Origin of the sequence: Pseudomonas sp. NPDC087612, assembly GCF_044743505.1 — a bacterium.
GTDB lineage: Bacteria > Pseudomonadota > Gammaproteobacteria > Pseudomonadales > Pseudomonadaceae > Aquipseudomonas.
The window spans coordinates 291,964-309,968 of record NZ_JBIUWO010000007.1 but is presented as its reverse complement, the minus strand read 5'-3'; the positions used below and the strand labels follow the sequence as shown (position 1 = coordinate 309,968).

The following is an 18,005-nucleotide window of genomic DNA, read 5'->3' as shown; positions in this document are numbered from 1 at the left end:
TTGTACTTACTCGGCCTCTCAGGGACAGGAGCAACGACCTTCATGGACGACTTTGGCTATCATACTATTTGGGATATTACCGGTGCTGATGCGCGCTTGTTGAAGGACGCGCCGGCGTTGCATAACTTTTTCCTCGGTACCTTGCAACGTTCGCGTTTCACGGTGTTGGACCATTTGACGCACAAGTTCAGTGCCGGAGGTGAAGGCGTTACCGGTTTGTACTTGTTGTCTGAGTCGCACCTGTCCTACCACACCTACCCGGAAACTCATTACATCAGCATCGACGTTTATACCTGCGGTTCCAACAATGTCTCAATCAATGAAGGCATTCAGGGTTTCTTCGGCAACGAAGTGCAGGTAACGACGCGCACGTTGCTGCGCGGCAGTCATGTGCTTGTAGAAGAAGGGGTGGTGAATGAAACTTGTCAATAACGGAATGGTCAAGTTCGATTACCAGTTCCCCTTGTACAATTTCTTTTTTCCTTCGCAATCACTGGACGTGTTTCGCCCCAGTGAAACACAACTGACAACGCTGCTGAACCATGCCAACAGCCAATCAACCTCACGGGCGTTGTACTTTCATATTCCGTTCTGTGAAGCGATCTGTTCGTTCTGCCCGTTCACCCGCGGCTTGTACAAAAACGAAGAGGATATTAACCGTTACACCAAGGCGCTGATCAAGGAAATTGAGTACAAATCGCGCTTGGTCGACTTCAAGGCAGTACCGGTCAGGGCCATTTTCTTTGGAGGGGGAACGCCGTCGCTATTGTCGCCGCAGAATATCTATGACATCGGTGAGGCATTACACCACTACTTCGATATGTCGACGGTGGAAGAGTTCTCCTTCGAGTTCAATATCACCAGTGTCACCCGAGAACGCACCCTTGCACTCGCGGACATTGGCGTGACCCATGCCCGCTTCGGTTTACAGACCATCGACCCGACCTGGCGCAAGCTGTTTAACCTGAATGAGGACATCCGCGAAATCGAACGCGCCGCCGCGTTGCTGGTGCCGACCTTCGGGCACGTGTTGTGCGACATCATGTATGGGATGAACGGCAGTAACGAAAACCAGACCCTGTGTGACATCGACAAAGCGGTCGAACTGGGCCTGAGCAACATCGACATTTACCCGATCAACAATGTCGCCACCTCGGTAAAGCTGCACAAGCAAATCAGGGAGCGTACGGCGCAAGTGTTCCCGGCCATGCGCAAGCTGAACATGAAGCTGATGATTGACGAGCATATGCGCCACAAGGGTTTTGTCCCGTATAACGGCCATGGCTACGTGCGCCAGGCGAGCGCAGCGTCGCCTCTGATCACCCGCGACTACTCGTTCATTTACCACGAGCACGTCTATGGCTATACAAACCATGACCTGCTGGGCTTCGGCGTCGGCGCCATCTCGTCGGTGGCTGAAAATGTGATTACCAACACCTCATTGCGTGAGCAATACATCGCCAAGATGACCGCAGGTGACTATGTCTGCCAGGTCAGCCAGCATGCTCCGGTGCTTGATCTGGTCAAGCCACTGGTACTGCGCCTGCCGTATCACGGCGAAATCGAAAAATCCAAAGTGGCGATGAGCCAGATGCCGCAAGGGCTACTGGACAGGGTTCAGGAACTGGTCAAGGCCGACCTGATAGTTGAAACGGATGCGACCTTCGAACTGACCAGGCTGGGTTGGTTATGGTACAGCAACATTATGTTTTACTTAATTCCTGAAAGTGAACAAAACATCTTGAAAAAGATAGTCTTCGAGAAGCTTAATGCCAACGGACGCGACATTACTCGGGACGAGTTAATCTACTCCGCAGGCTAGAACCACCCAGCAGGCAATGGATATGCAGGCACTAGCGTTAAACCACGGTACACAACGGCTGTCAGCCGCCTACTTTTTTTCAAAATGCGGTGAGTTTGCTTTCGAAACAGCCTTTGCAGTGGCCGTGGTGACCTTGACTGAGGCCGACTTTTTGCTGATTGGCCTGGTGTACTTTTTTCGTTACTTGCCCAGTGCATTGTTTTCGCCGATTGGTGGCTGGCTAGCAGACCATCGGCAGAAAAAACACACACTGATTTCGGCAGAACTTTTAAAAAGCGTAGTGGCCGCACTGCTGTTTGTGTTGTTTGAATTTGCCGAGGCCACGGTGGCGGTGGTTATTATCGCCTCGATGGTGATGACCGCACTTGATTGCCTGTACACGCCGAGCTTTCGTGCCTATTTCCCCGATATAGTGGACGACGACCATCTGGCGTCGGTAAACAGCGGGGTGCAAGTGATCGAAGATGTGTCTTCGATTATCGGACCGTTGATATTTTCACTGATTTCGATCGTGCTCGATGCCAGTTATGCGTTTGCGTTTTTCTCGGTCAGTTTGTTGCTGTCGGCCGCCTGTAGCGCCACCCTGGTCTCGAGCGTGACAACTTCGAAGGGGCGCTTCGATGTTTGGGCAATCTACAAGGACACCACACGCAGCGTGGGTAGTTTACGCAAGCTCAATACACCCCTGTTTACCGTGATCTGTTGCACCACCGTGTGTGCAATGTTTGCCACGTCGGTTATTCGCTTCATCTTGCCGGCATCGGTTATGGATCATTTTCAGTCCGAGGCTGCGGTGGGGTATATCTTTGCCCTGCTGGCTTTCGGTACGGTTATCGGTGGCATGCTGTATGTAACACTCAACAAGTCAACCACCGCCCGCTCGGTGATTATTTATTGGTTACTGTATGGCGGGCTATTTTTACTGGCTGCCGTCGCCCTGCAGTTCAATACGTACCTGTTTATAGTTCTGTTGCTGTGCGTGGGTTTTGTCGGCGCCTTTGTTGACATTGCCATCATTACCAATATCCAGACGCTGTCCAGTCCCAATGAAGTCGGCAAGAATTTTTCCCTGTACTACTTCACGGCGGTTATTGGTGATGCAGTGTCCGGGCTGATCGCCAGCCTTATGTTTCTGCTTGTGGGGCCGGCTACGTTTGTTGGCATGACGTTCATGCTGTGTATTGCACCGCTAGGTTGGAGCGCAAAAAAAGATGTTACAGACAAGGATTGTTTGTAGTGCGGCAGTCGGGATTGAAGCACTTCCCGGCGTGGCGCTTGGGACATTTGCAGGGCGCGGTCAGTTGGCGTCAGCATCGGCGTTGGTGCTGTGCGTTGAGGATGCGCTGTCGGCAGATGTGGTCGATTGCGTCGCGGCCTGGGGCACGCCACTGTTTGTGCTCCATGGCAACGGGTACGCTGCACTTCCGGCAGTGCTTGCGGATCTTCAACCAACCTTGCTCCAGGTACCGCTGAGTGCGCACGATATTGCGCGGGTAGTTGAAACTGCCAAGGCATTTGACCTGGCTTCACTGCCACCTTTTACCTCGGCAGTCGCAGAGTTTGTCTCGCGCAAACGGCCTACCTTTGCTTGCCCCGGGCATCAGGGCGGCCAGTGCCTGGACCTGCATCCGGCCGGGCTGCGCTTCAAGCAATTGCTTGGCAGCGAGGTATTCAAGGTCGATGTGCCGCACGCGGCTCCCGAGCTGGGTGACGTACTCAGCCATGAAGGTCCGGTGGCCCAGGCTGAACGGCTGGCCGCAGAAGTGTTCAACGCCGATGAAACCTACTTCGTGCTCAATGGTACTTCCACCGCAAACAAAGTCGTCACCAGCGCGTTGCTGGCTGCGGGCGATCTGGTATTGATGGATCGCAACAACCACAAGTCGGTGTACCTGGGCGCATTGGTACAAAGTGCCGCCAGGCCGGTATACCTCGATAATTTCCGCGATGGGTGTGGCGTGCTGGGTGGCTACAAAAGACATGCCCTGGATGAGCAACAACTACGCCTGAAGGCGGCCCGTATCGATCCGTCCAAGGCGCGACAGCAGCGCCCATTTCGTCTGGCAGTTGTTCAGCACGCAACCTGCGATGGCGTTGTGGTCGACGCCGCTGCTCTGCTGCAACGGATTGGTCACCTGTGTGACTACGTACTCTTCGATTCCGCCTGGTTGGGCTACGAACCTTTTGTTGAGCTACTGGCGCAGCGCTCGCCGTTGAACATTGCCCTGACGGCGGATTGCCCGGGGATCATCGTCACGCAATCGGTCCACAAGCAGATGTCAGGCCTGTCCCAGACCTCGCAGATCCATAAAAAAGACAGTCACATACGTAACCAGCCACGCTACTGCTCACGATCGGTATTCAACAGCGCGTTCATGCTGCACGCCTCGACCAGCCCGTTCTATCCATTGTTGATGTCATTGGAAGTCAATGCCGCGATCCATGCCAATGGCAACGGCAAGCGCGCGTGGAGTGCGGCAGTGGCAATGGCCATGGGTTTCAGGCGCGAGGTTGCCCAGCGTTGCCGTGTTATTCAGCCTTACTATGGCGACAGGCGGTTGCCGGCGGGGCAGGGCGATACATCGCTGGAGGTGTATGCCCAAGTGTTTCAACCGGTTCGCCACGAGACGCTGGGGGCCAGCCCGATCGAGTCTGACTTGCACTACCTGGACCCTTGCAAGGTCATCTTTACAACGCGCAAGTTGCACACTGACGAGCAGGGCGGGTTGCCCGCTATTCCAGCGAGTATCGTCACCGCCTACCTGCGCGAGATGAATTTCACTCCGGAGAAATCTGACTTCTACAACGTTACCCTGTTGGTTTCGCCCTCTACCGAGGCTGCGCAGCTCTCTCGCCTGGCGCACACTCTGGCGCAACTTGAGCAGATGATCGAGGACGAAGTCCCGGTGGCTGAGGCGCTGCCTTCACTGGCAAGCGGCCAAGCTCGCTATAACGATTTATCGCTGCGCGAATTGTGCTGCGCCATCAACACCCTGTTCTCGCAGTATCAGATTGAGCAACTGCAATCGGACATTTTCAGTTCGGTGACGTCGGCGCAGGCCGAGTTGACGCCCTATGCGGCGCAGCAGGCTTTCATCCGTGGTAACTACCAATTGGTCGCACTCGAACAAGCTTTAGGCTGTATTGCCGCAGAAGGCGTAATCCCTTACCCGCCGGGGGTTATGTGCATCGCGCCTGGGGAACGCTGGAACAGCTCGTTGATTCGCTACCTGAGCGCCATTGAAGCACTGAGTAACCAATACCCGGACTTTGCTCCGCATATTCAAGGCGTATACCAGCGGCTCAATGCTGACGCCAGCGTGAGCCTGCAAGTTCACGTTCTGGTCACTGGCTGATGTTCAACGGTGCAAGAGAGCCAATGGTGGAATCTACCAAAGACATGAACGAGCGCAAGTTCATCCATGTCGACATGGACTCGTTCTTTGTCTCCGTGGAACTTCTGGACGCTCCTCACCTGGTAGGGCGCCCTGTGGCTGTGGGCGGGACAGCGGCTGAGCGAGGGGTGATCAGCACTGCGAACTATCTGGCCAGGGAGTTTGGGGTAAGGAGTGGTCTGGCCACCGCAACTGCACAACGACTCTGCCCGGAGCTGGTGCTGCTGCCGACCCGGTTTGAAGTGTATGAAGCCGTGACGCGAAAGCTTGATGCCATATTTCGCCGCTATACCGACAAAGTCGAGTTTCTGTCACTGGACGAGGCATCGCTCGAGGTCACCGGCCAATCTGCATTCAACGGTTCGGCAACCCATATGGCCGTGCATATCCGTGCGGTGATTGAGCAGGAGCTGGGGCTGACTGCCTCTGCCGGCGTCGCGCCGTTGAAGTATTTGGCGAAAATTGCCTCCGAGGTGCAAAAACCCAATGGTCTGTTTGTCATCGTGCCCAAGGACGTCCGTGGTTTTCTCGATGAGCTTGATGTGCGCAAGATCCCAGGCGTCGGCCCCAAGACCTACGCGGTGCTCGAGAACCTCGGCTGTCGGCAATGCAAACACGTCACCGAAGAGAAAATCCCGTTGCTCATGCGCTACCTCGGCGTGCATGGGTTTTACGTGTGGGAGCGATGTCAGGGAATTGAAGAACAGGAAGAGCGGGTAACCCAGATCAAGTCGATTGGTATTGAACGAACACTACCTTTCGACTGCCACGATTTTTCCAGCTGCCTGCAAGAGCTGGACAGATTGCTGGAGGGTTTGAGGGAGCGCGTTGCCGAAATGGGTAATGACTATCTGATTATCAAAAACCTGGTAAAGCTCAAGTTCTCGGACTTCTCGATCTCGTCTACGGAGGCGGCTTCCAACACCCTCAGCCAAGAAACGGTGACTGCCCTGTGCAGGTTGCTTTGGGACACCAGGCGCGAGGGCCGGTCGGTGCGTTTGATCGGGCTCTCGGTAAAGGTCAAAAGAAAGATCCAGGACGACATTCAACTTGAACTCCCCTGGTAAACAACAAGTAAACCCGAGTGGCAGGAGGCCCCGAATGGTTAGGCGCTACGAACTTCCCAATGCTGCGTGGATGTTGATCATGGATCTGGTTTCAAGCACACAAAAGACCGGCCGGCCTCGCAATGACGACCGGCAGATGATCAACGGGATCTTCTGGATTCTTTGCTCCGGTGCAGCATGGCGCGACTTGCCGGAACGCTTTGGCGCTTGGTCGACGGTGTATCAACGTTTTCGCGACTGGCGTGATGATGGAACCCTGGATCGTGTAGTGGAGCGGCTGCATGTGCGCCTCAACGATGACGGCCTGATCGACATGGATACCTGGACCCTCGATCCGGTCCCCCTCAAGGAGCAACTGGTCAAATGCTGTGCCTGACGTGTATCTGCGGCGCGACGGGAGTGAAAGCGTCCATAACGAGGACCTGAGCGCAGTACTGCCAGTTTGTCCGGCAATCGGACCCATTAGCTGGCCTGGATCAATAGTCCTGACGCGCGCTTGGCTTAGTGTGCGCAGTCCATGTTTCTTTTTCACGGACGAAAAGCTATGCAGACTCTGGAGCGAAAGCTAGATATCCAGCCCCTGTCGCGGGCGGACATGACCATCGAACTCAACGGCCAGGCGGTGGCGGTCGCTGCCGGTGAAACCGTGCTCAGCGTGCTTAACGCCGTGGGCCTGCGCCAGGTGGCGCTTAACGATCACCAACAATTGACCGGCGCTTTCTGCGGCATGGGCGTGTGCCATTGCTGCCTGGTGTCGATCAACGGCCGGCCCAAGCGCCGCGCCTGCCAAACCGAGGTACAGCCGGGCATGCGGGTCGAAACCGGGACCAACCGTTTTGCCGGGCAGGAGGCACCATGAGCTTGCGTCCAGTTATTGTCGGTGGTGGTTCGGCAGGTATGGCAGCGGCTATCGAGCTGGCCAGGCACGGCGTCTCGAGCCTGTTGTTTGATGAAGCCTCACGCCCGGGTGGCGTGGTGTTTCGCGGACCGCTGCGCAGCGGCGTCGACCTGGGCTACCTGGGTGCCCGCTACAGTAAGGCGCTGAAAAAACTGCACAAGGACTTCGCCGCCTGCGCCGATCGCATCGACCTGCGCCTTAACAGCCGCGTGGTCGGTGGTGACGAGCAGCGTCTGATGGTCCTCGATGCCGAAGAAACCCTGCACGAAATCGACTATTCCCACCTGCTGCTGTCAGCCGGTTGCCACGAGCGCAACGTACCTTTCGCCGGCTGGACCTTGCCGGGCGTGATGCTGCTCGGCGGGTTGCAACTGCAGATCAAGAGCGGCGTGGTCAAACCCCTGGGCAATACCGTGATCGCTGGCACCGGGCCGTTGTTGCCGTTGGTGGCCTGCCAGCTGCACGCAGCCGGGGCTAAGGTTGCCGGCGTCTATGAAGCCTGCCCGTTCAGCAAGATTGCCCGCGAAAGCCTGGCGCTGATGAACAAGCCGCAGCTGTTCCTCGATGGCCTGAGCATGCTCGGCTACATGAAGCTCAATGGCATCCCCATGTACTACGGCTGGGGGATTGTCGAAGCCAAGGGTGAGGGCGAGCTGGCTGAAGTGACTGTGGCGCCCTACGGTGACGACTGGCAGCCAGACCTTTCCCGCGCCCAGCGCGAGCCGGCGCAAACCCTGGCGGTGGGCTATGGCTTTATTCCACGCACCCAGCTCAGCCAGCAACTGGGCCTGGACCACGGCTTCAACGAAGACGGCTACCTGCGCGCGGAATGCAACGTATGGCAGCAAAGCAGCCAGCCGCACATCCACCTGGCCGGCGACATGGGCGGCATTCGTGGTGGTGAGGCGGCGATGCTCACCGGGCGTATCGCCGCCGTCTCGATCCTCCTCCAGCAGGAGGTACTCAACGCAGAAGAGGCGATCGAACTGCGCGAGAAATACCTCGGACAGCTGGCGGCGATCAAACGTTTTCGCGCCGGTGTAGAGCGTTACACCCACCGCGGCACCAAACAGATCGACCTGCCGCAGCCCGACACCGTTATCTGCCGGTGCGAGCACGTCACTCGCAGCGACATCGACCGCGCCCTGGAGCAAGGCGTCGAAGACATGGCCGGGCTGAAGATGCGCACCCGGGTGAGCATGGGCGACTGCCAGGGGCGTATGTGCGTGGGCTATTGCAGCGATCGCTTGCGAGAGGCCACCGGGCGCGCCGATGTCGGCTGGCTGCGGCCACGTTTCCCGATCGACCCGATTCCATTTTCCGCATTTCAGCAACTCGGCACGGAAGCCTGAAGCATGAACAGAACCTATGATGTGGTCATCGCCGGTGGCGGTGTGATCGGTGCGTCCTGCGCCTACCAGCTGTCCAAACGCAAGAACCTGAAGATCGCCCTGATCGATGCCAAGCGCCCGGGCAATGCCACCCGCGCGTCTGCCGGTGGCCTGTGGGCCATTGGTGAGTCCGTGGGCCTGGGCTGCGGAGTAATCTTCTTTCGCATGATGTCGGCCAAGCACAAGCGCGAAGCCCATGGCGCGGCAGTGGCGGTGGATTCGAGCACGCCGCACATCCTGCCGCAGTCGTTCTTCGACTTTGCCTTGCAGTCCAACGCACTTTATCCACAGCTGCACCGCGAGCTGATCGAGCGCCACGGCATGGACTTCAAGTTCGAGCGCACGGGCCTCAAGTACGTGATCTACGACGATGAAGACCGCCTCTACGCCGAGCACATCGTTGCGCAGATCCCGCACCTGGCCGACCAGGTGCGCTGGCTCGACCGCGATGCCCTGCGCCAGGCCGAACCTGCGGTGAGCCATGAGGCCCATGGTGCCCTGGAGTTTCTCTGCGATCACCAGGTCAGCCCGTTCCGCCTGGCCGATTCCTATATGGAGGCGGCGCGCCAGAACGGTGTCGACCTGTTCCACAACACCAACATTACTGGTGTGCTGCATCAGGGTTCGCGGGTCAGCGGCGTGCAAACCGCCGAAGAGGGCACCTTTCACTGCGATACCTTGATCAACGCCGCCGGCGCCTGGGCCGCAGACTTGAGCGAGTGGGCCACTGGCCTGCGGATTCCGGTCAAGCCGGTCAAAGGCCAGATCATCCTCACCGAGCGCATGCCCAAGCTGCTGCAAGGCTGCCTGACCACCAGCGACTGTTACATGGCGCAGAAGGACAACGGCGAGATCCTGATCGGCAGCACCACCGAGGACAAAGGCTTCGACGTCAGCAACACTTTCCCGGAGATCAACGGCCTGGTTCAGGGCGCGGTGCGCTGCGTGCCGGAGCTGGCGCAGATCAACCTCAAGCGCACCTGGGCCGGCTTGCGCCCGGGCTCGCCGGACGAGCTGCCGATCCTGGGGCCGGTCAGCGAAGTCAGCGGCTACGTGAATGCCTGTGGACACTTTCGCACCGGCATCCTTACCTCGGCCATCACTGGCGTGCTGATCGACAAGGTCGTGAACCAGGAAACCCTGCCGCTGGATATCACCCCGTTCCTGGCCTCGCGTTTTGACCTGCTGGCTGTGGAAAACCAACAGGCTGCCCTGGCCTGATTGTGGATAAGCCGGCCTTCAGCCTTGAAGGCCGGCTTCATCCGTTCGACCGGCCTGACTGATCAGACCTGCATCGCCTTGCCGTCGACGTTCATCGCCGCCTGGCGCAGGGCTTCGGAGCGGGTCGGGTGCGGGTGGCAGGTGAGGGCGATGTCTTCGGCCGAAGCGCTGAACTCCATGGCCACGCAATATTCACCGATCATCTCGCTGACGCTTGGGCCAACCAGGTGCACGCCCAATACTTCATCGGTGCGGGCATCTGCGAGAACCTTGGCGAAGCCTTCGGTCTCGTGGTTGATCTTGGCCCGGCTGTTGGCGCTGAAGGGGAACTTGCCGACCTTGTACTCGCGGCCTTCGGCCTTGAGCTGCTCTTCGGTCTTGCCGACGCTGGCCAGTTCCGGACGGGTGTAGATGACCGCCGGAATCAGGTTGTAGTTGACCTCGTGGGCCTTGCCGGCAATCTGTTCGATGCAGGAGATAGCCTCGTCCTCGGCCTTGTGCGCGAGCATCGCCCCGGAGGTGACATCGCCAATTACCCATACGCCTGGGACGCTGGTGCGGTGGTGCTGGTTGGCGAGCATGCCGCGCTTGTCGGTCTCAAGGCCGACGCTTTCCAGGCCTAGGCCCTGGGTGTAGGGGCGACGGCCAATGGCGACCAGTACGTAGTCGGCTTCGAGGGTTTCGGCGCTGCCGCCTGCGGCAGCCTCCAGGCTCAGGGTCACCCCTTGCGCCGAAGCGCTGGCCTGGGTGACCTTGCTGCCGAGCTTGAACTTCATGCCCTGCTTGGCCAGGGCGCGTTGCAGGGTTTTTGCCGCTTCTTCATCAGTACCGGGGCAGATGCGATCGAGGTACTCGACCACAGTCACCTGGCTGCCCAGGCGGCGCCATACCGAACCCAGCTCCAGGCCGATGACCCCGGCGCCGATTACCACCAGGTGCTTGGGCACTTCACTCAGGGCCAGGGCGCCGGTGGAGTCGATGATGCGCTGGTTGTCGATGGTCACGCCAGGCAGCGGCGTCGGCTCGGAGCCGGTGGCAATGACGACGTCCTTGGCCTGCAACTCGGTTACCGCGCCCTGGTCGTCGGTGACCTTGACCCGGCCGACACCATCGAGCTTGCCCCAGCCCTTGATCCAGTCGACCTTGTTCTTGCGGAACAGAAATTCGATGCCCTTGGTCAGGCCGCTGACGCTCTCATCCTTCTGCTTCATCATCTGCGCAAGGTTGAGGGTCGGTTTGACCTCGATGCCGAGGTTGGCGAACTCGCTGCCAACCGCCGCCTCATACAATTCGGAGGCATGCAACAGGGCCTTGGATGGCATGCAGCCGACGTTCAGGCAAGTGCCGCCGAGGGTCGAACGACCTTCCACGCACGCTACGCTCAAGCCCAACTGACCGGCACGAATAGCCGCGTTGTAGCCGCCGGGCCCGCCGCCAATGATTACTACATCATAGGTTTTCATTGTTGTACTCCAGGATGAAGAATCGACAATGGCGCCAAGACTAATCTGCAAATCGCTCGATTGTATACAATGAATCGTAGGCTCCAGGCTCCGGCGCAAGGTCTGGAACGGGCCAGATAGGCTCAGACTATGGTCCGCATTGGCTGAAACTTCCCACAGATGAACTACCCTTTTTGGCAGACGTCCGATGAAAAAAGGAGGCTCATTTCATGCTTGCGCAACTTCCACCTGTTCTGCAAAGCCTGCAACTGCCGCTGCGACTGAAGCTCTGGGATGGCCATGAGTTCGATCTGGGTCCGAAGCCGCAGGTCACCATCCTGGTCAAGGACCCGCAACTGATCACCCAGTTGACTCATCCGAGCCTGGATGAGCTGGGCGCAGCGTTCGTTGAAGGCAAGCTGGAACTGGAGGGCTCCATCGGTGAGGTGATCCGCGTCTGTGACGAACTCAGCGTGGCCTTGCTCAAGGATGAAGAAGACGACCAGCCGGTGCGTACCGAGCATGACAAGGCTACCGATGCGGCAGCGATTTCCTATCATTACGACCTGTCCAACGCCTTCTACCAGCTGTGGCTGGACAGCGACATGGCTTATTCCTGCGCCTATTTCAAATCGCCTACCAACACCCTTGAGCAAGCTCAGCAGAACAAGTTCGAGCACCTGTGCCGCAAGCTGCGCCTGAAAAAGGGTGACTATCTGCTGGATGTCGGTTGTGGCTGGGGCGGGCTGGCGCGCTATGCGGCCAGGGAGTTCGGTGCCAAGGTGTTTGGCATCACCCTGAGCAAAGAGCAGCTCAAGCTCGGTCGTGAGCGGGTCAAGGCCGATGGCCTGGAAGGGCAGGTGGAACTGCAGATTCTCGATTACCGCGACCTGCCCCAGGACGGCCGCTTCGACAAGGTAGTAAGTGTCGGCATGTTCGAGCACGTCGGCCACGCCAACCTGGCGCTGTATTGCCAACGTCTGTTTGGTGCGGTGCGCGAGGGCGGCCTGGTGATGAACCACGGCATTACCTCCAGGCACACCGACGGGCGACCGGTCGGGCGCGGTGCCGGCAGTTTCATCGAGCGCTACGTGTTCCCCCATGGCGAGCTGCCGCACTTGTCGATGATCAGTGCACGGATCAGTGAAGCAGGCCTGGAGATCGTCGACGTCGAGAGCCTGCGCCTGCATTACGCGCGCACCCTCGAGCACTGGAGCAACCGTCTCGAAGCGCAACTCGACAAGGCGGGCGCGCTGGTACCGGAGAAGGCCCTACGCATCTGGCGCCTGTACCTGGCGGGTTGCTCCTATGCCTTTGCCAAGGGCTGGATCAACCTGCACCAGATCCTGGCGGTGAAGCCTTTCGCCGATGGCAGCCATGACCTGCCGCTGACCCGCGAAGACTTCTACCGCTAGAACGCCTTACAGAATCGGTGAGATCAGCCGGGCGATACGCATCCCCAGTTGTTGCAGGCGGTGCGTATCGCGGGTGTCTTCGGCGGTGATTTCCCGGGACCGATCGAAGTCATGGCTGAGCATTGCTTCGACCTGATCGGCAAACGCGCGATCGACGGTCAGCAGCATGATCTCGAAGTTGAGCCGGAACGATCGGTTGTCGAGGTTGGCGCTGCCGATGGCGCTGATCTCGTTGTCGATCAGCACCACCTTCTGATGCAGGAACCCCGGCTCGAAACGAAACATCCGCACCCCGGCGCGCACCGCCTCAAAGGCGAACAGGCTGGAGGCGGCGTAAACGATGCGGTGGTCTGCGCGCGAAGGAATCAGGATGCGTACATCTACCCCGCGCAACACCGCCAGGCGCAAGGCAGCGAACACCGCTTCGTCGGGGATGAAGTACGGGCTGGTGATCCACAGGCGTTCGCGTGCCGAGTGGATGGCTTCGACGAAGAACAGCGAACAGGTTTCTTGCGGGTCGGCCGGTCCACTGGCCAGCACCTGACAAAGCACGCCATCTTCCGGGTAGGTGTCCGGCAGGATCAGCGGCGGCAGTTTTCGCGATGCCCAGAACCAGTCTTCCGCGAACGACTCCTGCAGGCAGGCCAGCACCGGCCCACTGACCTGGACATGGGTATCGCGCCAGGGCGACAGCTTGGGGTTGGCGCCGAGGTACTCATCGCCCACGTTGTGCCCGCCAAGAAACCCCAGCAAGCCATCGACCACGACGATCTTGCGGTGATTGCGAAAGTTGACCTGAAAGCGATTGAACCAGCCGCGGCGGGTAGCGAAGGCGCGGATGTTGACGCCGCCTTCGCGCAGCTTGTGGCTGTAGGCAGAGGGCAGGGCGTGGCTGCCAACGCTGTCATAGAGCACATAGACCTTCACGCCTTCGGCTGCTTTTTTTAGCAGCAGCGCTTGCAGCTGTCGGCCCAGGTCATCGTCGTGAATGATGAAGAACTGCACCAGCACCGTATCGCGTGCGCTAGCGACGGCGCGAAAGATTGCGTCGAAGGTGGCCTTGCCGTCGACCAGCAGGCGTACCTGGTTGTTGGCCAGGCACGGCATGCGCCCCAGCTTGGGCATCGCCCGCAGCGCACCATAGGACTCCGAATTGCGCGCGGCCAGGGCTTCCTCGACCCAGGGTCGCCAGTTGAGATCGGCCATAGCCACGTGCATCTCGCGGTTGGCCTGGCGCCGGGCCTGGATGTAGGCATCGAAGGTGCGGCTGCCAAAAACCAGGTAAGGGATGAGGGTGAAGTAGGGAATGAACAGCAGCGACAACGCCCAGGCAATTGCACCCTGGGCCGTACGCACAGTGAACACGGCGTGCAGGGCGGCGATTGCACCCAGCAGGTGTATCACGCCAATGAGGTAACCGAAGAAGTAGGGGCTGTGGTAATCCATACGCATCCTGCTGTCCGAAGGCTCTGCCCCTAACAGAGCATGTTCATGCCAGCACTTGCAACCGAAAGCACAAATTGACGTCTAAGCTGTGTTCCAGCTTGGGGCTGGAGTATCGAGGAGTCACTACATGAAATATCGTCTGCCGCTGCTGGCGCTGATGCTGGGTCTGGCAAGTCCTTTGGTGCATGCGCAGATGCTGCAACCTGGGTTGTGGGAGCTGACCACCAGCAACATGCAGGTCGATGGCAAACCGCTTCCGGACATGGGCTTTATGCTTGGCCAATTGAAGAACCTGCCGCCGGAACAGCGGGCGATGATCGAGGGTGGTCTGGCCAAGCAAGGTATCAGTGTGGCCGGTCAGGGTGTACGTTCCTGCTTGACGCCAGAGCAGGTGAAAACCAACGACATACCGCTGCAGGATCCCAAGTCTGGCTGTACTCAGAAAATTACCGAGCGCAACGGCAATGTCTGGAAGTTCACCTTCAGTTGTCCGAAAGCCCAGGGCAATGGTGAAGCGACGTTCGTCAGCGACCGCGAGTTCACGACCAAGGTTAACGGCACCTTCAATGCTTCTGGTGTGCAGCAGCAGGGCAGCATGAACACTCGTGCGCTGTGGTTGGGCAATGATTGCGGTACGGTCAAACCGCGAATCTGAGGCGCTTCACCAGCGCCATTGGCTGTGGGCCACTGCGTCGTGGGCATGCAAACTTTCGGCGTGTTCCACGCGCAGGTAGAAGCCACCGAGCCACGGCAGAGTTTTCAGGGCCAGATTCAAGCGTCGGGCGGCGTCTTCACAGAACATCAGATTCTGCCCATTAGCCAAGGCAAAGGCCTGCTCATCGGCGCGCTTTACCGCTGTTTGTACTGCGGTGCCCAAGGCACTTTCGGCCTGATTAATCAGTGGTTCAATCGGCAGTTCGTTAAACCCTTCGCACAGACGAACCTGCAGCTTTGCCACACTGCGTTGGCTGTGCGGCGTGGCGACAATGCCTTGAGCACTGCCCAGCCAACTCAAGACAGCCTCATGACTCAAGCTGCAATCGCCAAAATCGGTAATGAATTGCTGCTGAATTAGCTGTCGGGCTAAGGCAGCGGAGCACGGGCAGGTGGAGGAATATTCCACATCGACGAATAGTTCCACGTGGAACACTCCGTCTTTCACTTGTGCATTCAATGTCACTGGATAGCCTTTCCAACCCGCCAATTGACTGATTAGGGCAGGGCGTTTGAGCATCAGTTCGAATCGCAGGGTCAGGAACGCACTGGCGGAAAGGCCTATATGACTGTCGAGAAAATCCTCCAGAACTTTATGGATCAGCGCCGGGCTTAAGGATTGATGCTGGAGGGCTTCCAGCGCCAGGTACAAGCGCGACATGTGAATGCCGCGGGAGGCGCCATCATCAAGGCTGACGCCCGCGTCGGCAGTTGCTGGCAACATCTGCCCATTGAACTGTAGCGGCAGGGCAATGCCACACATGCCGACCCAATCCAATGGCAACTGGGAAGTGGTGGCTTGGGCAGCGATGTCAGGAAGGGTGAAAGCGCTCATCAGGGGTTCACTTTTCAAGAAGGCTATTGGCAGCCGCTCAGGCGATTGCAGCGCAGATTGAAACGCTGCCCGCTGGAACTGGAGACCTTGTTCAAGGTGGTCCAGCCCACACGCTGGCTGTATCCGACCCAGGTTTCGCCGTTGCTCGCCACGCCTGTGAAGAAGGTCAGCTGGCCGTAGCGGCTATTGGTTTGTGCCCACAGCCGGCGGCCCTCCATTTCGAAGCCGCGCAGGTAGGTGGTACTGCCCTGGGTTTGCACGCTGTAGTAATTGCCCTGGGCATCGCTGCAGGCAAGCAAGGTTGCACTGCGGGTACAAAGTGCCAGGCCGTTGCTGAGGGGCGCGCCGTTTGCAACGGCGGATTCGCACAGCAGCAATGCAGCGAAGGCAAAAAGGCAACGTGATTTCATCTTCCAGGTCGGCCTTTGGTCATGTTCTGAGCGAAGTGGGTTGGCGAGATTGTATTGTTATAATATAACATTGCGCAATGCATCGTTCGAATGCACTCGCCCCGATGAGGATAGCCCCCATGCCCAACCGTCTTCCCGTCACTGTGCTTTCCGGCTTTTTGGGTGCCGGTAAAAGCACGCTGCTTAATCACGTGCTGAAAAACCGCGACAACCTGCGGGTCGCGGTGATCGTAAACGACATGAGTGAAATCAACATCGACGCCAGCGAGGTGCAGCGCAACGTCAGCCTCAACCGCGCCGAAGAAAAGCTGGTGGAGATGAGCAACGGCTGCATCTGCTGCACCTTACGAGAAGACCTGCTCGAAGAGGTCGCGCGCTTGGCCCGCGAGGGTCGTTTCGATTACCTGTTGATCGAGTCCACCGGCATCTCCGAGCCGCTGCCGGTCGCCGAGACCTTTACCTTTCGTGACGAGCAAGGCCGCAGCCTGGCTGATCAGGCGCGCCTGGATACCATGGTCACGGTGGTCGATGGCTTGAACTTCCTGCGTGATTATCAGGCCGCCGAAAGCCTGGCCAGCCGCGGCGAAACCCTTGGTGACGAAGACGAGCGCTCGATCAGTGACCTCTTGATTGAGCAGGTGGAGTTCGCTGACGTGATTCTGTTGAGCAAGATCGATCTGATCAGCAGCGCCGAGCGCGAAGAGCTCAGCGCGATCTTGCGCAGCCTTAACGCCCAGGCGCAGATCGTGCCGATGGTCATGGGTCAGGTAGCGCTGCAGCAGATCCTCAACACCGGTCTGTTCGACTTCGACCGCGCCGCCCAGGCGCCTGGCTGGCTGCAGGAACTGCGCGGCGAACACGTGCCGGAAACCGAGGAATACGGAATTGCCGCGACCACCTGGCAAGCGCGCCGGCCGCTGCATCCACAGCGCTTTTACGATTTTATCCACAGGCCCTGGGACAACGGCCGGTTGCTGCGCTCCAAGGGCTTCTTCTGGCTCGCCAGCAAGCACCAGGATGCCGGCAGTTGGTCGCAGGCCGGCGGCATGATGCGCCACGGTTTTGCCGGGCGCTGGTGGCGCTTCGTACCCCGTGAGCAGTGGCCGCAGGATGAGCAGAGCAGCGCGCAGATCTTCAAGAACTGGACTGCAGAGTGTGGTGATTGCCGCCAGGAGCTGGTATTCATCGGTCAGAATATCGACTTCGCCCGGCTGGATGCCGAGCTCTCGAGCTGCCTGCTCGACGATGCAGAAATGGCCGCAGGCGTGAACAGTTGGCGGCAACTACCCGACCCGTTCGGCCCGTGGTTTGACGAGGACGCGGCGTGATGCGCCAGGCCTTCGGCGACACGCCTCAAGTGCTCACCGAGGCGTTGCAGGATGGCGTCAATCTCGCGGTATGGCAGCGCCGCTTGCCGGTGCAGATCGAAGACTTTGCCCGCTTGCTGCTGTCGCTGAACCAGCCACTGGGTGAAAGCCGGGTCATCGAGCTGGATGAGCAACAACAGTTGCCGGACCTCAGTGGCTTGCTGGGCGGGTATGCCGACCTGGAAGGCCATGTGGCGTTTGTTACCGACGTTGCCTGGCTGGTGGCTGCCTACGCCTGCTTGCTCGACGCCCGGCGAGTCGGCCTGCGCCTGCAGGTGCTGGGCAACGCCATGTGCCCGCGGTTTCATGTCGATCACGTCCCTCTGCGTTTACTGAGCACCTACGTCGGGCCGGGCAGTGAATGGCTGGGAGAAGGTGCAATCGACCGTACGCAACTGGCTCGGGAGCAACCGCATGCCGAGGCAATCCGCCAATTGGCCGAGGGTGAGGTGGCTTTGCTCAAGGGCGAGAGATGGCTTGGTAATCAGGGAGGCGGGCTGGTCCATCGTTCGCCGGCCTTGGCCAATGGTGAGCGGCGTTTGATCCTCAGCCTTGACTGGATGGCCTGATATAACGGCATAG

At 58.9% G+C, this 18,005-nt stretch carries 16 protein-coding genes and 1 pseudogene; 13 read left to right on the top strand and 4 right to left on the bottom strand.

Annotation, left to right across the window (positions count from 1 at the left end; all coding sequences use genetic code 11):
• Positions 1-42 precede the first annotated feature (42 nt).
• The 9 genes and pseudogenes from speD to hcnC all read left to right on the top strand — a co-directional run bounded on the left by speD (position 43) and on the right by hcnC (position 9,794).
• Positions 43-432: an adenosylmethionine decarboxylase gene (speD, locus tag ACIOVF_RS16980; protein WP_401290941.1), complete on the top strand. Its 390-nt coding sequence runs from the start codon at positions 43-45 to the stop codon at positions 430-432.
• Positions 416-1,822, top strand: a complete 1,407-nt coding sequence (locus tag ACIOVF_RS16975; RefSeq protein WP_401290938.1) for a coproporphyrinogen-III oxidase family protein — start codon at positions 416-418, stop codon at positions 1,820-1,822. Before speD ends, ACIOVF_RS16975 begins: the two co-directional genes overlap by 17 nt.
• Positions 1,823-1,844: 22 nt before the next feature.
• Entirely contained in the window at positions 1,845-3,059 is a 1,215-nt protein-coding gene (locus ACIOVF_RS16970) for an MFS transporter (protein WP_401290935.1), read from the top strand.
• Positions 3,034-5,178: an ornithine decarboxylase gene (locus tag ACIOVF_RS16965; protein WP_401290932.1), complete on the top strand. Its 2,145-nt coding sequence runs from the start codon at positions 3,034-3,036 to the stop codon at positions 5,176-5,178. The genes ACIOVF_RS16970 and ACIOVF_RS16965 overlap by 26 nt, the downstream gene beginning before the upstream one ends.
• Positions 5,179-5,222: 44 nt before the next feature.
• Positions 5,223-6,284 (top strand): DNA polymerase IV, encoded by a 1,062-nt coding sequence (dinB, locus tag ACIOVF_RS16960; RefSeq protein ID WP_156160221.1) that lies wholly within the window; start codon positions 5,223-5,225, stop codon positions 6,282-6,284.
• 34 nt (positions 6,285-6,318) lie between these two features.
• Positions 6,319-6,633: pseudogene (locus ACIOVF_RS16955) on the top strand (transposase); the annotation flags it as partial.
• 195 nt (positions 6,634-6,828) lie between these two features.
• Positions 6,829-7,143, top strand: coding sequence for a cyanide-forming glycine dehydrogenase subunit HcnA (hcnA, locus tag ACIOVF_RS16950; RefSeq protein WP_093377810.1), 315 nt, complete (start codon positions 6,829-6,831; stop codon positions 7,141-7,143).
• Positions 7,140-8,534 (top strand): cyanide-forming glycine dehydrogenase subunit HcnB, encoded by a 1,395-nt coding sequence (gene hcnB / locus ACIOVF_RS16945; RefSeq protein WP_401290927.1) that lies wholly within the window; start codon positions 7,140-7,142, stop codon positions 8,532-8,534. Before hcnA ends, hcnB begins: the two co-directional genes overlap by 4 nt.
• 3 nt (positions 8,535-8,537) lie before the next feature.
• A complete protein-coding gene (gene hcnC, locus ACIOVF_RS16940) occupies positions 8,538-9,794 on the top strand; it encodes a cyanide-forming glycine dehydrogenase subunit HcnC (RefSeq protein WP_093377819.1) in 1,257 nt (418 codons plus the stop codon).
• Between the two features lie 62 nt (positions 9,795-9,856).
• Here hcnC and lpdA read toward each other — a convergent pair whose 3' ends face one another.
• Positions 9,857-11,257: a dihydrolipoyl dehydrogenase gene (lpdA, locus tag ACIOVF_RS16935; RefSeq protein ID WP_401290923.1), complete on the bottom strand. Its 1,401-nt coding sequence runs from the start codon at positions 11,255-11,257 to the stop codon at positions 9,857-9,859.
• A 209-nt stretch (positions 11,258-11,466) separates the two neighbouring features.
• On the opposite strand from lpdA, the gene cfaB reads away from it, so the two are divergent.
• Positions 11,467-12,651, top strand: coding sequence for a C17 cyclopropane fatty acid synthase CfaB (cfaB, locus tag ACIOVF_RS16930; protein WP_401290920.1), 1,185 nt, complete (start codon positions 11,467-11,469; stop codon positions 12,649-12,651).
• A gap of 6 nt (positions 12,652-12,657) precedes the next feature.
• Here cfaB and cls read toward each other — a convergent pair whose 3' ends face one another.
• Entirely contained in the window at positions 12,658-14,097 is a 1,440-nt protein-coding gene (gene cls, locus ACIOVF_RS16925) for a cardiolipin synthase (protein ID WP_045199443.1), read from the bottom strand.
• 127 nt (positions 14,098-14,224) lie between these two features.
• On the opposite strand from cls, the gene ACIOVF_RS16920 reads away from it, so the two are divergent.
• Positions 14,225-14,752, top strand: a complete 528-nt coding sequence (locus tag ACIOVF_RS16920; RefSeq protein WP_401290917.1) for a DUF3617 domain-containing protein — start codon at positions 14,225-14,227, stop codon at positions 14,750-14,752.
• 6 nt (positions 14,753-14,758) lie between these two features.
• Here the strand turns inward: ACIOVF_RS16920 and folE2 are convergent, their stop codons facing one another.
• Together folE2 and ACIOVF_RS16910 are read right to left on the bottom strand one after the other, a co-directional pair.
• The gene (folE2, locus tag ACIOVF_RS16915) at positions 14,759-15,646 is read right to left on the bottom strand and encodes a GTP cyclohydrolase FolE2 (protein ID WP_401290914.1); all 888 of its coding nucleotides are present in this window, start codon (positions 15,644-15,646) and stop codon (positions 14,759-14,761) included.
• Positions 15,647-15,669: 23 nt separating this feature from the next.
• A complete protein-coding gene (locus tag ACIOVF_RS16910) occupies positions 15,670-16,056 on the bottom strand; it encodes a hypothetical protein (RefSeq protein ID WP_045199449.1) in 387 nt (128 codons plus the stop codon).
• Positions 16,057-16,175: 119 nt separating this feature from the next.
• Here ACIOVF_RS16910 and zigA point away from each other — a divergent pair, with 119 nt between their 5' ends.
• The gene (gene zigA, locus ACIOVF_RS16905) at positions 16,176-17,384 is read left to right on the top strand and encodes a zinc metallochaperone GTPase ZigA (protein WP_195885341.1); all 1,209 of its coding nucleotides are present in this window, start codon (positions 16,176-16,178) and stop codon (positions 17,382-17,384) included.
• A complete protein-coding gene (locus ACIOVF_RS16900; RefSeq protein WP_401290909.1) occupies positions 17,384-17,992 on the top strand; it encodes a DUF1826 domain-containing protein in 609 nt (202 codons plus the stop codon). Before zigA ends, ACIOVF_RS16900 begins: the two co-directional genes overlap by 1 nt.
• Positions 17,993-18,005: the final 13 nt, after the last annotated feature.

Bases quoted from the DNA above. Each gene is read 5' to 3' on its own strand.
- speD (WP_401290941.1), top strand. From the start codon at position 43: ATGGACGACTTTGGCTATCATACTATTTGGGATATTACCGGTGCTGAT.
- ACIOVF_RS16975 (WP_401290938.1), top strand. From the start codon at position 416: ATGAAACTTGTCAATAACGGAATGGTCAAGTTCGATTACCAGTTCCCC.
- ACIOVF_RS16970 (WP_401290935.1), top strand. From the start codon at position 1,845: ATGCAGGCACTAGCGTTAAACCACGGTACACAACGGCTGTCAGCCGCC.
- ACIOVF_RS16965 (WP_401290932.1), top strand. From the start codon at position 3,034: ATGTTACAGACAAGGATTGTTTGTAGTGCGGCAGTCGGGATTGAAGCA.
- dinB (WP_156160221.1), top strand. From the start codon at position 5,223: ATGAACGAGCGCAAGTTCATCCATGTCGACATGGACTCGTTCTTTGTC.
- hcnA (WP_093377810.1), top strand. From the start codon at position 6,829: ATGCAGACTCTGGAGCGAAAGCTAGATATCCAGCCCCTGTCGCGGGCG.
- hcnB (WP_401290927.1), top strand. From the start codon at position 7,140: ATGAGCTTGCGTCCAGTTATTGTCGGTGGTGGTTCGGCAGGTATGGCA.
- hcnC (WP_093377819.1), top strand. From the start codon at position 8,538: ATGAACAGAACCTATGATGTGGTCATCGCCGGTGGCGGTGTGATCGGT.
- lpdA (WP_401290923.1), bottom strand. From the start codon at position 11,257: ATGAAAACCTATGATGTAGTAATCATTGGCGGCGGGCCCGGCGGCTAC.
- cfaB (WP_401290920.1), top strand. From the start codon at position 11,467: ATGCTTGCGCAACTTCCACCTGTTCTGCAAAGCCTGCAACTGCCGCTG.
- cls (WP_045199443.1), bottom strand. From the start codon at position 14,097: ATGGATTACCACAGCCCCTACTTCTTCGGTTACCTCATTGGCGTGATA.
- ACIOVF_RS16920 (WP_401290917.1), top strand. From the start codon at position 14,225: ATGAAATATCGTCTGCCGCTGCTGGCGCTGATGCTGGGTCTGGCAAGT.
- folE2 (WP_401290914.1), bottom strand. From the start codon at position 15,646: ATGAGCGCTTTCACCCTTCCTGACATCGCTGCCCAAGCCACCACTTCC.
- ACIOVF_RS16910 (WP_045199449.1), bottom strand. From the start codon at position 16,056: ATGAAATCACGTTGCCTTTTTGCCTTCGCTGCATTGCTGCTGTGCGAA.
- zigA (WP_195885341.1), top strand. From the start codon at position 16,176: ATGCCCAACCGTCTTCCCGTCACTGTGCTTTCCGGCTTTTTGGGTGCC.
- ACIOVF_RS16900 (WP_401290909.1), top strand. From the start codon at position 17,384: ATGCGCCAGGCCTTCGGCGACACGCCTCAAGTGCTCACCGAGGCGTTG.